Genomic DNA, 15,939 nt, shown 5'->3' with positions numbered 1-15,939 from the left:
TTTTTCATTGTTGCTGTCCATTTGAAAACTTTTAATCATTGATGGACCTCATAATGAAATTGTCGCGTGTGTTAAAATTTAAACCTCTGGTGGACTGTCCCCCCATTCTCTAGATTTTAACAAATAACTTTGGTTTTAACATTAATCCTCTGGTGGACCATACCTCCAATCACTAGATTTTAATAAAACCATTTCAATAACTAATTAATGTTTTGGTGGACCGTACCTCCCTTTCTCTTTTTTTCTATAACATCTTTTTGTACTTATTATTATAACGCGCACTCCTTGAATTGCAAGATAAAAATAGTGTATACAAGATAATTGTCAGATAGCTCAATGTTCGAGAGGATGTTTTGTGAAAATTAACGATTGCAAAAAAGGCGAGTTAAGTTCCTTCCAATAAATGCAACAATTTCCTTGACTTCATACCTATAATTCCTTAGAATACTAGATGTTCGCAGAAGTGGCGGAATTGGCAGACGCGCAGGCTTCAGGTGCCTGTGGTAGCAATATCGTGTGGGTTCAAGTCCCATCTTCTGCATAAAAATACCTCTCAGGTTTCCTGAGAGGTATTTTTTTGCAGAAGATGGAACTATTAATATTTCTTTCAAATAAAAAAGGATATCCTTTTTTTTTGAGTAATATGTTTTTTAGAAGTGTGTTTTTACATGATTGGGAGGCTAAAATGGGCACAATTCGAGAAATGATTGAGCAGATGGAAAGGGAGACTTTAAGCCCTTATGCCACACTCAATGAAAATTCACGTGGTCGTGAAAAGGACGAGCCACAATGTGATATCCGTCCTCTATTTCAGAGGGATCGAGACAGAATTCTTCACAGCAAGGCATTTCGCCGACTGAAGAACAAGACTCAAGTTTTTCTCACTCCGCAAGGAGATCATTACAGAACCAGATTATCTCACACATTGGAAGTTTCACAGAATGCCAGAACCATTGCAAAGGCTTTGAGACTTAACGAGGATTTGGTAGAGGCAATTGCTTTAGGGCACGATTTGGGTCACACCCCATTTGGACATGCAGGTGAGGCGCAGCTTAATGCTATGTGCTCCACTGGGTTTGTGCACTCAGAACAAAGCGTCCGTATAGTTGAAAAGCTGGAAAAGGGCGGTCAGGGCTTGAATCTCACCTGGGAGGTTCGTGATGGCATCCGAAATCACCAGACAGAAGGTCACCCAGCCACTCCAGAAGGGCAGATTGTGCGCCTTTCCGATAAGATTGCCTATGTAAACAGTGATGTGGATGATGCAATCCGCGCACAGATTCTTACCGAGGAATCAATTCCTATGAGCGTAAGAAAAACACTTGGTATGACTTCTGCGGTTCGTTTGGATACTCTTATCCACGACGTTATTATCAGCAGTCAGAACAGCCCAGAGATTAAAATGTCACCTGAAATCGCTGAGGCTATGAAAGAACTGAGAGATTTCATGTTTGCAAATGTTTATAAGGACTCTATTGCAAAGGTAGAAGAGGTAAAGGCAAAGCGTATGATTCGCGAGCTTTTCGAGTATTATCAGGTTCACTTTGATGAACTGCCTGATAGATACCGTGCTATGGAGGATGATGGAGAATCTCAGGAGCGCATTATCTGTGATTACATTTCAGGAATGACAGATCAGTATTGCATTACAAAATTCAACGAATACTTTATGCCAAAGGCATGGATTGTCGATGGATTTTAATTTAATAAATTTAGTAAGTTAGGAAGAATAATGGCAATTTATCCAGAGGAAGTTGTCGAGGAGGTGCGCAATCGCACCAACATCGTTGATGTAATCTCGCAATATGTTAACTTACAAAAAAAGGGTAGCCAGTATTTTGGCTTGTGTCCCTTTCATAATGAAAAAACAGGTTCATTTTCTGTAAGTCCACAGAAGCAGATGTATTATTGCTTCGGTTGTGGAAAGGGCGGAAATGTATTCAGCTTTTTGATGGATTATGAAAATATGACCTTCAAGGAAGCTGTGGAAGAGCTTGCACCTAGGTGCGGCGTTACCCTACCGCAAAGAGAGCTTACAGCACAGGAACGACAGCGTGCCGACAGACGCAGCCGCTTATTTGAAATAAATAAGGATGCGGCGGCCTACTATTACAAGATGCTTCGCTCCGATGCTGGAAAGCAGGCCATGGAATATTTTACAAAACGTGAATTAACACCAGACACCATGCATAAGTTCGGTTTGGGTTGCACTAGCAAGTATTCCGATTCCCTTTATAAATATCTCAGGGAAAAGGGCTATGATGACAACATTTTAAAGGATTGTGGTCTTGTCACTATCGATGAGAAACGTGGCGGTCATGACAAATTCTGGAATCGAGCTATGTTTCCTATATTCGATGCAAATGGAAAGGTTGTTGCCTTTGGTGGTCGAGTAATGGGAGACGGAGAGCCTAAATATTTGAATTCTCCAGAAACGGAGATTTTCAACAAATCAAAGACTCTGTTTGGATTATATTTCGCCAGAAAGACCAGACGTGAACAGTTTATACTGTGCGAAGGCTACATGGATGTCATATCCTTGCATCAGGCTGGCTTTGATAATGCGGTTGCATCACTTGGTACAGCCCTTACAGAAGGTCATGCAGGCATGCTTAAAAGATATGTTAAGGATGTTTACCTTAGCTACGATTCAGATGGTGCAGGTCAGAAGGCAGCTCTTCGAGCAATACCAATCCTTAAAAATGCCGGTATTTCATGTCGAATCATCAACATGAGTCCTTACAAAGATCCTGATGAGTTCATCAAGAATCTTGGAGCTGAGGAATATGAAAAGCGCATTCAAAACGCCGAGAACAGCTTTATGTATCAGGTTCGCATGCTTCAGAATAATTACGACATGACTGATCCTGAAAAGAAGTCAGACTTCCAAAAGGAAGCGGCCCGAATGATTGTTATGGAGTTTCCTACTCAGCTTGAGCGGGAAAACTACACAGAGTCTGTAGCAGCCAAATTCAACATCCCTAAGGATGCGTTGGCTAAATATATATTGGAGCTTGGTCAGTCTGGCATTACAGCCAGAAGAGAGTTGGGCTCAGGTGATGACTACCAGAAAAAGTCATTAAAGCCTAAGGATGATGGCATGAAAATGTCCCAAAGGCTACTGCTTACATGGCTGGTTGAGACCCCAGATGTTTATCCGAAGATTTCGCTTTATGTGAATCCAGAGGATTTCGAAGCCGGGGTATACCGGACGGTAGCAGAAGAAGTTTTCAAATACTGTGATGAAGGAAATCCAGTGGATACAGCGAGAATCGTTGATTTGTTCATGGAGGATGAGGAGCGCAAAACAGTCGCGGCCCTGTTCAATACCACAGTTGGAGAGCTTACCGATAACAGTGATCTTAGCAAGGCTCTTAAAGAGACTCTGCTTAGAATAAAGAAGAACTCCCTTGAGCTGGCCCAGAAAAATGGAGCCGATTTAAAAAGCCTTGTGGAGGGGAAGAAGACACTACAACGCCTTGAGCGTTTAGACATTTCACTTTAGAAAGGAACAAAAATGGCAAAGAAGAAAGTAGATGAGTTAATCGAAAACGGAGATTTAAATGCTGCTGCAGAAGCATTTTTAGCTGAAGCAGAAGCAGATGCTGAGGACGTAGACGATATCGAGGATGCTGAATCCGATGATAAAGACGTTGATTTTGGCGATCTCGAAGAAATTTCAGCTGAGGACCTTGAGTTCGATGAGCATGATTTCGACAACATCGATGAGACAGAGGATGATGATGTAGATGAATTCCTTGCATCAGTAGGTGCAAAGACATCTATGGATATGGATGATGAAGATGAGGATGATGACATCGATTCATTCGGTAGTGATGAGCTTGATTCAAAGGTTACTGAGCTTATCAAAATTGCTAAGTCTCAAAAGAATATCCTTGAAGATTACGAGATTTCAGAGTTCTTAAAGGACTATAAGATTGATGCAAAGCAGATGGAGCGCATCCTTACTTACCTTGATAAGAAGGGTATCGATGTAAACTTCTCATCTGGCCCTTCAGATGCACTTTTACTTGCAAGTGATGATGAGGATTTAGAAGACATCGACATGTCAGTGCCTGATTCTGTCAGCATTGAGGATCCTGTACGTATGTACCTTAAGGAAATCGGTAAAGTACCACTTCTTTCTGCAGAGGAAGAGGTTGAGCTTGCTCAGCGTATGGAGGAAGGTGATCAGGAGGCTAAGAATAAGCTTGCTGAGGCAAACCTTCGTCTTGTAGTTTCTATCGCTAAGCGTTACGTTGGCCGTGGTATGCTTTTCCTTGATCTTATTCAGGAAGGTAACCTTGGTCTTATGAAGGCTGTAGAAAAGTTCGATTACCACAAGGGATATAAGTTCTCTACATATGCTACATGGTGGATTCGTCAGGCTATCACACGTGCTATCGCAGATCAGGCCCGTACAATTCGTATCCCTGTACATATGGTTGAGACTATCAACAAACTCATCAGAGTTTCTAGACAGTTACTCCAGGAGTACGGCCGTGAACCTACTCCAGAGGAAATCGCTGCAGCAATGGGAATTACTGTAGACAGAGTACATGAGATTCTTAAGATTTCTCAGGAGCCAGTTTCTCTTGAGACACCAATCGGTGAGGAGGAAGATAGCCACCTTGGAGACTTCCTTCCAGACGAGAACGTACCAGTTCCAGCAGAAGCTGCTACATTTACACTTTTAAAGGAACAGCTTCACGAGGTTCTCGATACACTTACAGAGCGTGAGCAGCGCGTACTTATCCTCAGATTTGGTCTTGAGGATGGCAAGGCTCGCACACTTGAAGAGGTAGGTAAGGAGTTCAACGTTACACGTGAGCGTATCCGTCAGATTGAAGCAAAGGCACTTAGAAAGCTTCGTCACCCAAGCCGCAGCCGCAAGCTCAAGGATTACCTTGATCAGTAAACATAACAAGGATTGTACACAATTAAATGATAAAATTGTCACCAAGATTACAAATTGTATATGACATGATTCCTGCCTGTGACACCGTTGCAGATGTAGGCTGTGACCATGGATATCTCAGCATCGCACTTCTTGAAAACGGTGTTGCAAAAAAGGTGATTCCAATGGATGTCAACAAGGGGCCTCTTAGTAAGGCCTCAGAAAACATCCAGGCTGCAGGCTTCTTGGACCAGTCTGACCTTAGATTGTCTGACGGACTTGCAAAACTATCACCAGATGAGGCAGATGTCATATGCATTTGTGGCATGGGCGGCGCTCTCATTCAAAGGATAATCAGTGCAGGTATTGCTGTTGCAAAATCTGCTAGGCTTATGATTATTGAGCCACAGTCAGAATACTTAGAGCTTAGAACCTTCCTTATGGAACAGGGCTTTGTTATTGATGATGAAGACCTTACCTGTGAGGAAAACAAGATATATCCTATTATTAAGTTTCATTATGAGGCTGATGAGAGCAAACGTGTGACCTATAACACTGCCCAGCTTGAATACGGACCTAAGGTCATAGAAAAGGCACCAGAGCTTTTAATTAAGTTTTTGGATAAAAATGAAAGTGAATATAGCTCAATTATTAACAAGCTTGAGCAAGGGGGCGCTTCCGAGGCTGCATTAGCAAGATGTCAGGAGCTTAGAGCCAAGCTTGAAATAATAACCCAAATCAAAAATTCACTGTAGGAGGGGAAGGAACTATGGCGAAAGTAATTATAGGCGGCAATGAAGAAACTTACGAGGAAGGCACACGATTAGTAGACATCGCAGCCAAGCATCAGTCTGAGTACAAGGATGATATTGTACTCGCAAAGTACAAGGGAAGCCTTACTGAGCTTAGCAAAGCTGTTACAGGTGTGGCAGATTTACAGTTTCTTACAACAGCTGATAAGGATGGACGCAGAGCCTATAGACGAAGTGTAGTATTTCTTCTTCAGCGAGCTCTTATGGATGTTTATCCATTGCCAGCAAATCCATATCTCAGAGTCGAGCATTCTCTTGGACAGGGTGATTTCTGTACTTTGGAGGGCGTTGGCGAGATTACAGAAGAGGATTTGCAGGAGCTGAAAAAGGTAATGCTTGATTTGGTTGAGAAGGATTTACCTCTTAAGAAGTATTCCATCAAGACTACTCAGGCCAAGGAGATGTTCCACAGCTTCAATATGAAGGATAAGGAGCAGCTTTTAAAATACCGAACCAGCTCAAATATTAATGTATATGATTTAGATGGCTGTATAGACTATTTCTATGGCTATATGGTACCGTCTACTAAATATCTTAAGTATTTTGACCTGATCAAATTCGAGAATGGCTTCATGCTTATGTATCCAGATGGAAGTCTTCCAGGCATCGACACAAGAGTTGTTGCTGAGTTTAAAAAGCCTATGAAGCTTTTTTGCGTTCAGCAGGCTGCTTCTGACTTTGGTCAGATAATGGGTGTGCCTACAGTAGGCGCATTAAATGAAGTCATTGCCAAAGGAAAGATTAGGGATTTAGTCCTTTCCCAGGAAGCAATTTTCGAGAGAAATATTGGTGAATTAGCAGCCAACATCGCAGCAAATAAGGATATAAAATTTGTCATGATGGCAGGTCCTTCATCATCAGGAAAGACCACATTTTCTCACAAGCTTTCAGCTCAGCTTAGAGCATTGGGCTGTGTTCCACATCCACTTCCACTGGATGATTTCTATTTAAACAGAGATCAGATGCCTATCGATGAGTATGGCGAGAAGGATTTTGAGGCAATTGAAGGTCTTGATATTCCTTATTTCAACGAGTGCATGGTAAAGCTCCTTAATGGAGAACGTGTTCTTTTACCAAATTTTAATTTCAAAATTGGTAAAAGAGAGTATAATGACCATTACATGCAGCTGGGCAAGAATGATATTCTTGTTATCGAAGGTATTCATGGTCTTAATGACAGAATGAGCTCATCGCTGCCAGCAGAATCTAAATATAAGATTTATCTTTCTGCCTTGACCCAGCTTTCTATTGATGAGCACAATCCACTATCTACAGCAGATGGTAGATTGATTCGTCGTATTGTCAGAGACGCCAGAACAAGAGCTACATCAGCAGAAGAAACTATTGCTATGTGGGACTCAGTTCGCCGAGGAGAGGAGAAGAATATCTTCCCATTCCAGGAAAAGGCTGATTATATATTTAATACAGCTTTAATTTATGAGATGGCTGTGCTAAAATTGTATGTCGATCCGATGCTTTACGCTATTGAGCCTAATCATCCTATGTATGCTGAGGCAAAGCGTCTTATCAAGCTTTTGGATTATTTCCTTCCAATGGCGCCAGATGTAATTCCAAACAATTCACTGGTTCGCGAGTTTATTGGAGGTTCATGTATTCTATAAGAGTACACCTAAAAAGTTCATAAAGGTCCGATGAGTAGTCGCTGCCTGGTGGTAATAGCCAGGGAGAGGAAAGTCCGGGCTTCACAGGGCAAGGATGCCGGCTAACGGCCGGTGGAGGTAACTCCAAGGATAGTGCAACAGAGATATACCGCCCGCTTATGCGGGTAAGGGTGGAAAGGCGGTGTAAGAGACCACCGTATCGCTGGTAACAGCGGTAGCCATGTAAACCCCATCCGAAGCAAGTTCTAAACGGTGCGTACGCGGCCCGCCAGCACCAGGTTGAACGCTTGAGGCTGTTGGCAACAGCAGTCCTAGATAGATGACTACTTTAAAAGACATAACCCGGCTCACAGTCGGGCCTTTTTTTTATCGTTTGTATAAGCTGTGATAATGTGCTTAATAAATAGCATGGTCTAAGTAAACTAGGTAGGCGCTAGCAGGAGGGCCCCATGCCGAGCAAGGGAGGGGCCTACACCGGGCGGGAAGGTTCCCTTGCTCGAGTATGGGAGATGGCCTGCGGGAGCATGTGATTTATATTGACCATGCGAATTGTCTGACTATAGTTTATTATCACCAACAGATTCTACATTTTCGTAAGTTTTCGTGTGAATTATTAACGAATGTGAATTTTCTGTGTCCTGTAGACTAAAATCGTGTTATAATTACATTAAGTAATGGGAGAAAAGAGTTATGGAGGGACACGTTGTTTATGCTTTAGAAGGATGGTGAAAAATGAATTATCAGGTAGGCGATTTTTTAGTTCATGAGGGAAGTGGTGTTTGTAAAATTGAGGACATCGATGATATGGAGCTTATGGGCAAGGGTTCAAAAAAGACCTACTACTGCATGGCACCTGTATTCAAAGCTGGAGCAAAAGTATTCACTCCAATTACTGGTTCGACTATTAGATTACGTCCGGTAGCTGATGTTACTACATTTAACAAAATTCTTGATAATATTGATGATATCGAATGTATCAATGAGCCAAACGACAGAATGCTTCAGGAGAAGTTCAAAGAGGTTATGGCTGAGTTTACACCAGAGTCATTGGCACGCGTGGTAAAGACTGTTCTTATTAGAAAGTGGCAGCGTATCGAATCTGGCAAGAAGGTCATGGCATTAGATGAGAAGATTTTAAGCGTTGCAGGTCGTAAGCTTTATGAGGAAATGGCTTTTTCAATGGGAAAGGATATCCCTTATGCACAGCATTTATTTGAAGACGCCGTAAAGATACATTTTTCAAATAATTTACTTGTAGGTGCATAAAAATAAATGAAGATTTCATATTCTGAATTATCAACTTCAATAAAAAATAATAGTGGTCTTGTTACAGTACTAAATGTGCTGGACAAGGCCATTACTTATATTACGATTTTATTTTATCTTGGGCTGCTTATTTATGCAGCTATCTCTATTCCTAAGATAGGAGCTACCCTTTTGTACAGAAGTATTGTAATACCAGGAGTTTCATTTGTGCTGGTAAGCTTATTTAGAAAAGTGGCCAGCGCTCCTCGTCCATACGAGGTTTATAATTTCACTCCAGCTTTACACAAGGATACAAAAGGAAAGAGCTTTCCTAGTCGCCATGTCTTTTCCATTTTCATGGTTGCGATTACATTTTTCCAGGTTTCAATCCCCGTAGGTGTATTTTTACTGATACTTGGCATTGGTTTGGCAGTTATCAGAGTGGTAGGAGGAGTCCATTTTATCAAGGATGTCGTGGCAGGAGCAATTATGGCAATCCTCATTGGCATAATATGCTTTTGGTTTTTTTGTGGCGTTTTTGGACTCATTATGCTACCATTTTAATAGATACAATTTTACGGAGATTATATATGAAGAAGAATGCAAAGAGGGCGTTAGCTGTGCTGTTTAGCATTCTTGGCACAGTTTTAGGGTTGTACATAGGCGGATATCTATTATTCGTACGCTCTGTTTATTGGCTAATTATTAGTTTTACCAGCGGCACTCTCACTGCGGTGACGCTTTTGGTAAACATTATTAAGATTTTTATTGCATCAACAGTTGGAGGAGCTATTTGGTGCTTATGTGACATCATCGCAGGACATTTTCGTGACATTCCAGAGGATGATTAACATATCGGCGGGTCTTTTTCTCTTATGGGGATTTGGGAAGAAGACATATGATTATCGGTCTTAATATTTTTGACAATAAATGATTGGGAGGTAATATGTAATGACTGGAAACGTAATTGTGGGACAATCAGGCGGACCAACCGCCGCAATAAACTCTTCTTTAGCGGGAGTTTACAGAACAGCTAAGGACCGTGGAGCTGGAAAAGTTTATGGCATGCTGCATGGTATCAAAGGGTTGATGGATGAGCAGTACATCGATCTTTCAGACTACATTAAGAACGATTTGGATGTAGAACTCTTAAAACGTACACCAGCAGCTTATTTAGGCTCTTGCCGTTTTAAGCTTCCAGAAATCCACGAGGATATGGCAACATACGAGAAAATCTTTGGTATTCTTAAGAAGCTGGAAATCGAAGCTCTTATCTACATTGGTGGAAATGATTCCATGGACACCATCAAAAAGCTTTCCGACTACGCTATTCTTACAGGTTCTGATATCAGGTTTATTGGTTGTCCAAAGACAATTGATAATGACTTGGCTCTTACAGATCACACACCAGGCTTTGGTAGTGCCGCTAAATACATCGGTACATCTGTCAAGGAAATCATCCGTGATAGCTATTGCTTAGAGTATGACAAGGGACTTGTTACAATCGTTGAAATTATGGGACGTAACGCAGGTTGGCTTACAGGTGCTTCCATCCTTGCAAAGGGAGAAGATTGTGAAGGCCCAGATTTGATTTATTTGCCAGAGGTTCCATTTGATATTGAAAAATTCAAAGAGAGAGTTCTCAAGCTTTTAAAGACACAGTCATCTGTCGTAATTTGTATTTCTGAAGGTATCCATACAAAGGACGGAAAATATGTATGTGAGCTCGGAAATAATGTAGAGTTTGTTGATGCATTCAATCATAAACAGCTTACAGGTACAGCAGCATATCTTTGCAATTACATTGCAGCTGAAGTTGGTTGCAAGACAAGAGCTATCGAGCTATCTACATTACAGCGTGCAGGCTCACACCTTGCATCTCGTGTAGATATCCTTGAAGCATATCAGGTTGGTGGTGCAGCTGTTCTTGCTGCAGACGAAGGCGATACAGGAAAGATGGTTACACTTATCCGTCATTCTGATGATCCTTACCAGTGCGGAACAGAGGTTAAGGATGTTCACAAGATTGCCAACGACGAGAAGCTTGTACCTCGTAACTGGATTACACATGATGGTACATATGTAACAGAGGCATTTATTACATATGTAAGACCGCTTATTCAGGGCGATGTTTCACCTATCATGGTAGATGGTATTCCAAGACACATCTACAGACCAACAGGCAAAAAATAATAAAAAGATATAAATTCTATTAGTTTTTGGAGGGGACAAATGCAGGTATTTCATGGAACAATATTAACTTGTGATGAAAACAATACCGTTGCAAATTATTTAGTTGAGCGAGAGGGCCGTATAGCCTACATTGGAACTAAGCTCCCTACACAATACGAAGTTGTACCACCTATTGAACTGGGTAACAATGTTTTGGTTCCGGCTTTCACTGATACACATATGCATTATTCGGGTTTTTCCGTTTTGCATAAGATGTTTCCTATCAATGATACGGATTCCAATGCTAAGATTTTGGAACAGCTCAAGGAATATGCAACCCGTACCAGAGAGAATATAATAGTTGGTTTTGGCGCCACTGAGTTTGCCGTATCCGAGGGCCACCTTATTCTTAAGGAGCAGATGGATGTGGCATGCCCTGAAAAGCCAGCCTTCATTATTAAGCATGATGCTCATTCTGGTGTGGCTAACAGCCTGTTCCTGGATGCTATCAAATCAAAGGTTTCCAACCTTAGAGGTTATAATGAAGATACCGGTGAGCTTAAGCAGGAAGCATTTTTAACAGCCTGTGAATTCATCACTCATGGTATGTCCACTAAAAAGGTTATCGATTCTATGGTGGAGACATCGGATTTTCTTGCCAGCAAAGGCATCGGTCTGATTTGCTCAGCCAGCGGAATGGGATTCATTCGTGATTACGATTTCGATATGGAACGTTCTGTTGCCAAGGGACTTGATAACGGAATGCAGGTAAGAGTTGCTTATCAGTGTTCTAATGTGGACAAAATTGCAAAGAAGGATATGACAAGAGTTGTATTTGGAAATCTTGACGGAACCTTCGCCAATAAGGATGCTGCATTAAACGACAGCTATGTAACTATTAATAATAAGGGTGTTTCATATTTTAGTGACGCTGAAGTTCAGAATTTCTGCATCCATGCCAACAGAAGCGGCTATCAAATCGCTTTACATGCAGTTGGTGATGCTGCATTTGAACAGGCTGTCAATGCTATTTCTATGGCCCTTGAGGATTATCCTCGTTACGACCACAGACACATTATCCTGCATGGTTCATTGCCTACAGAAAAGGCATTGAAGATTTGCGCTAAATACAACATTATGATTTCTGTACAGCCATCTCTTCTTACACATATTGATGGCGTGAAGGAATTTGTCGATGGAATAATCTCTGAGGATAGAGCAAAGGGAATTAATCCTCTCAAGACTATTACGGATATGGGAATAAAGGTGTGCTTTAATTCAGATGCACCAGCTTCAGATCCGGACCCAATTATGTGGATTCATGATGCATGTAACAATGCTAACCCAGAAGAATCTGTTTCTGTATACGAGGCACTGAAAATGGCCACAATAAATGGTGCGCTTTCATGCTTCGATGAGAAGGAACGAGGTACTCTCGAAATGGGTAAGAGCTGTGATTTGGCAGTTCTCGATAAGAATCCATATGAGATTCCAGTGGATGAGCTAAAGACAATAAATGTTTCAGAGCTTTATCTCAAAGGAAAACCATATAAACGTTCTCGAACCGGCTCAATGGCCACCATGCTTCGAGGAATGTTTCCACAATAGCGTAAATACGCACTAATTACAAATAAGAGAGCACCCGTAGCTATCAAGCTCTAAGTGTTGCTGAAAGGAACATCTAGTGACTGAAAGCAATATCTTAGGCTTGAGAGCGTGACGAGGTGCTTTTGTGTTTAGGAGAATTATATGTCGTTATCTCTTATTGTCGGCAGCTCAGGCTCCGGCAAATCTACAAACATTTACAGCAGAATCATTGAAGAATCCATGGAAAATATGGATAAGAATTATCTTGTAATTGTCCCTGAGCAGTACACTATGTCTACTCAGCGACTTCTTGTTTCCATGCATCCAAACAAATGCATTATGAACATAGATGTTCTTTCATTTAATCGTTTGGCGTACAGAGTTTTTGAAGAGCTTGGTACAGCGGTTCAGTCTGTTCTGGATGATACCGGAAAGTCTCTTGTGATTCGCAAGCTTGTAAACAATAAACTGGATGATATTAAAGCCCTCAGGAACAACATCACACGAGTAAGCTATATCACCCAGATTAAATCACTTATTTCAGAGATGACGCAGTACAACATTACCCCGGAAAAGCTTCTGAATATGATGAATTCTCCTGTAATGTCTGAAAGCTTCAGAAGAAAAGCTTCAGATTTGCTGGTGATTTATCAGGCATTTTTGGATTTCATAGAAGGTAAATATGTTACCACAGAGTCCATATTATCTACTCTAAATGAGATGTTAGACAGCTCAGAGATTGTCACAGGTTCTACCGTAGTCTTAGATGGTTTTACTGGATTTACACCTATCCAATATCAGCTTGTAGAGCACATGCTTCAGATTTGCGATGAGGTGGCAGTTACAATTACCGCTGATGAAAATACTGCGCTTTTTGAAATGAAATCTGAGGATGATGTTTTTGCAATGTCATCAGAATTTGCTGTTAAGCTTAATCAGATTGCAAAGAGAATCGACAAAGAGATTAATGAGTCGGTGTTCATATCTGATGAAAACGGATGGCTTTCACAAAACCCACCACTTCAGTTTTTAGAGAGAAATATTTTTAGAAATGACATACAGTTTGAGGGAGAGGATGCTGCTGATTCTATTAAGCTTATCAGCCTGAGAAGCCCTCGAGATGAGCTGAAATATGTGGCAATCACCATCAACAAACTTGTTCGTAACGGAATGCGATACAAGGATATTGCGGTGGTGGCACCTAACATGGAAAATTACAGATATCTTTTGCCAGGGATTTGGTCAGACTACAAGATACCGTACTTTATTGATGCCAAAACTGAGATTTTATTCCATCCAATGGCAGAGGCAATCGATTCTTTGTTTGATATATTTGACAATGATTTTAGAAAAGAGGATGTGTTTAGATTTTTAAGAACAGATTTAACAGTCCTTACAAATGATGAGATTGATTTTCTTGAAAACTATGTTTTAGCAACGGGCATTCGTGGAAAAAAGAAGTATTTCCATCCGTTTGCAATCCGTTCTAATCAGTTTAATTCGGATGAAGATTTGATTCGTATAAACGAAATCAGAAATAAATTCATTCAGCCATTTATTGATTTTGATAATGCAGTAGATAAGACAGATTCAGTAAGAAACATCGCTACAGCACTGTACAAATTCCTTATATATTTTGATGTTGAAAACAAAATCAAAGAGAGAGGAAATCTTTACCAGGAAAATGATAATGCTGTAAAGGCGAAAGAATATAGCCAGATTTATCCAATCATCATGGATATTCTTGATAAGATGGTTAACATCTTAGACCAGGAAAAAATGAAGTTAGATGAGTTCCACGACATCTATGAGGCGGGTCTTTCAGCTGCGTCCATAGGTGTGATTCCACCTGCAAATGACAGTGTGATTTTAGGTGATATCGAGCGAACCAGACTTTCAAATATCAAAGTCCTTTTCTGTCTTGGAGCATCTGATGATGCTATTCCCAAAAAGGTGGAAAATGGAGGTATTCTTTCACAGCTTGAAAGAGAACAACTTCTGGACCAGGGCTTTGAGCTGGCACCTTCAGATAGACAGAAATCATTTAGACAGCGATTCTATTTATATCTGATGCTCACAAAGCCAAATCAGCAGCTATTTATTACAATGCCACGAGTAGATGTTGATGGAAAATCAGTAAATCCATCATATCTCGTAGAGGTTATCACAAAGATGTTCCCTCAGGTTTCACTTAAGGAAATTGAGGAATTTAGTATATCAGACAGACTATTGTCAAAAAAGAGTGCCGTAAATTATCTTATCGAGCTTATCAATCAAGCTTCAGTTAAAGGCATCGATGGAATCTCGCCTGAAGATTTAAAGATGTTCAAGAATCTTGTTGAATGGGCCAAGTCTGAAGATGCAGACCTGTTGGATACCATACTTTCAGGAGCATTCTATCAGCATCAGCCAGAGTCAGTTGAAAAGGACATTATGCTGGCGGTTAACGAGGCATTTAATTCAGATGAGACTGTATCAGGTTCAGTTTCGCGTTTTGAACTATACAACGAATGTGCCTATAAATATTTTCTTACATACATACTAAAGCTTCAGGAAAGGGAGAAATTCGAGCTGTCCAGCATGGATATGGGAAACTTTTACCATGCTGCCATCGAGCACTATTCTGACAATCTGAAAAAAGATGGAAAGAAGTGGAAGGATGTTTCAGAGGATGAGCGGGAGGCATATTTAAATACGGCCTTCAATCAGACTTTTGAATCAATGGCTAAGGTTTCCACCCTGGAGGATTCAACTCAGAAATATATCGTAGAATCCATGAGAGATACACTGCGACACACAGTGGAGGTTATCACCACTCAGGTATCTCGAGGCGAATTTGAGCCAGCCTATTTTGAGAAAACAATTGCCGCAGAAATTCGTGACAGGGATAGTGACGAGCTTGTTGCAAACTTAAAAGGAAAGGTGGACAGAATAGATTTAACAGATACTGATGATATGGCAGTTCGAATCATTGATTACAAATCAAGCGGTCATAAGCTGGATTTGGAAGAATGTTACTATGGCCTTTCTATGCAGCTGCCAATATACATGGGCGTTGTTTTGGATAAGCTTAAGGAAAAATATCCAAACGCATCCATGCATCCATCAGCCATGCTTTATTATGAGATGGCTAACAAATACGTGGAGCGCACAGGCACTCTTGCTGGCACAAAAGAGGAGCGATTAAAGCTCAGCAGAATGGAAGGCTTATTGTCAGCAGAAGAGGAGGATTTATATGCCAACGACTCCACAGTAGGTACAGAAGATGGACAGACATCCAAGTCATCTATCGTACCCTACAGTGTGAAAAAAGATGGCAATATCGATGCTCACACAAATGCTGTCAGCCTGGATGGAATAAATACCGTTTTGGAATATGCTAAGTATTCTGCAGCTGAAACTGCCAAGCACATTATAGAGGGAGATTTTGATTGTTCTCCAGCCAAGCTCGGTGATATTGATGCATGTCGATTCTGTAGCTTTAGCAGTGTATGCCATTTCAATGAGAATGAGGAAGGCTATCAGGCTAAAAAGCTTCAAAAGCTTGGCAAAAAAGAAGATGTAATAGAACTTATGAAGGAATCAATGGATTCAAAGGAGTAAA

Annotated in this window: 11 protein-coding genes, 1 tRNA gene and 1 other RNA gene; all 13 read left to right on the top strand. The window is 40.9% G+C overall.

Features of this window, described 5'->3' with window-relative positions; all coding sequences use genetic code 11:
- The first annotated feature begins 457 nt into the window (after positions 1-457).
- The 13 genes from BUA88_RS10480 (at position 458) to BUA88_RS10420 (ending at position 15,938) form a co-directional block, all read left to right on the top strand.
- Positions 458-541: transfer RNA gene (locus BUA88_RS10480), tRNA-Leu, on the top strand.
- A 144-nt stretch (positions 542-685) separates the two neighbouring features.
- Entirely contained in the window at positions 686-1,702 is a 1,017-nt protein-coding gene (locus tag BUA88_RS10475; RefSeq protein WP_072917461.1) for a deoxyguanosinetriphosphate triphosphohydrolase, read from the top strand.
- A 30-nt stretch (positions 1,703-1,732) separates the two neighbouring features.
- Positions 1,733-3,505 carry a DNA primase gene (gene dnaG, locus BUA88_RS10470; RefSeq protein WP_072917457.1) on the top strand — a complete coding sequence of 591 codons (1,773 nt, stop codon included), beginning with the start codon at positions 1,733-1,735 and terminating at the stop codon, positions 3,503-3,505.
- Between the two features lie 285 nt (positions 3,506-3,790).
- The gene (gene rpoD / locus BUA88_RS10465) at positions 3,791-4,918 is read left to right on the top strand and encodes an RNA polymerase sigma factor RpoD (protein WP_072917647.1); all 1,128 of its coding nucleotides are present in this window, start codon (positions 3,791-3,793) and stop codon (positions 4,916-4,918) included.
- A 26-nt stretch (positions 4,919-4,944) separates the two neighbouring features.
- Entirely contained in the window at positions 4,945-5,652 is a 708-nt protein-coding gene (locus BUA88_RS10460) for a tRNA (adenine(22)-N(1))-methyltransferase (RefSeq protein WP_072917452.1), read from the top strand.
- A gap of 14 nt (positions 5,653-5,666) precedes the next feature.
- Positions 5,667-7,331: a nucleoside kinase gene (locus tag BUA88_RS10455; RefSeq protein ID WP_072917449.1), complete on the top strand. Its 1,665-nt coding sequence runs from the start codon at positions 5,667-5,669 to the stop codon at positions 7,329-7,331.
- 22 nt (positions 7,332-7,353) lie between these two features.
- Positions 7,354-7,697: RNase P RNA component class A (gene rnpB, locus BUA88_RS10450), an RNA gene on the top strand.
- A gap of 366 nt (positions 7,698-8,063) precedes the next feature.
- Entirely contained in the window at positions 8,064-8,597 is a 534-nt protein-coding gene (locus tag BUA88_RS10445) for a CarD family transcriptional regulator (RefSeq protein WP_072917445.1), read from the top strand.
- Between the two features lie 6 nt (positions 8,598-8,603).
- Complete coding sequence (locus BUA88_RS10440; RefSeq protein ID WP_072917441.1) at positions 8,604-9,140, top strand: phosphatase PAP2 family protein; 537 nt, start codon at positions 8,604-8,606, stop codon at positions 9,138-9,140.
- 26 nt (positions 9,141-9,166) lie between these two features.
- On the top strand, positions 9,167-9,427 hold the full coding sequence (locus BUA88_RS10435) for a hypothetical protein (RefSeq protein WP_072917436.1): 261 nt from the start codon (positions 9,167-9,169) through the stop codon (positions 9,425-9,427).
- 100 nt (positions 9,428-9,527) lie between these two features.
- Complete coding sequence (locus tag BUA88_RS10430; protein ID WP_072917432.1) at positions 9,528-10,769, top strand: 6-phosphofructokinase; 1,242 nt, start codon at positions 9,528-9,530, stop codon at positions 10,767-10,769.
- Positions 10,770-10,808: 39 nt separating this feature from the next.
- Positions 10,809-12,356, top strand: a complete 1,548-nt coding sequence (locus tag BUA88_RS10425; RefSeq protein WP_072917428.1) for an amidohydrolase — start codon at positions 10,809-10,811, stop codon at positions 12,354-12,356.
- 141 nt (positions 12,357-12,497) lie between these two features.
- Positions 12,498-15,938: a PD-(D/E)XK nuclease family protein gene (locus tag BUA88_RS10420; RefSeq protein ID WP_072917425.1), complete on the top strand. Its 3,441-nt coding sequence runs from the start codon at positions 12,498-12,500 to the stop codon at positions 15,936-15,938.
- The last annotated feature ends 1 nt before the right edge of the window (position 15,939 follow it).

It is taken from the genome of Pseudobutyrivibrio xylanivorans DSM 14809 (assembly GCF_900141825.1).
Lineage (GTDB): Bacteria > Bacillota > Clostridia > Lachnospirales > Lachnospiraceae > Pseudobutyrivibrio > Pseudobutyrivibrio xylanivorans.
This window is presented reverse-complemented; position numbering and strand designations above follow the sequence as displayed.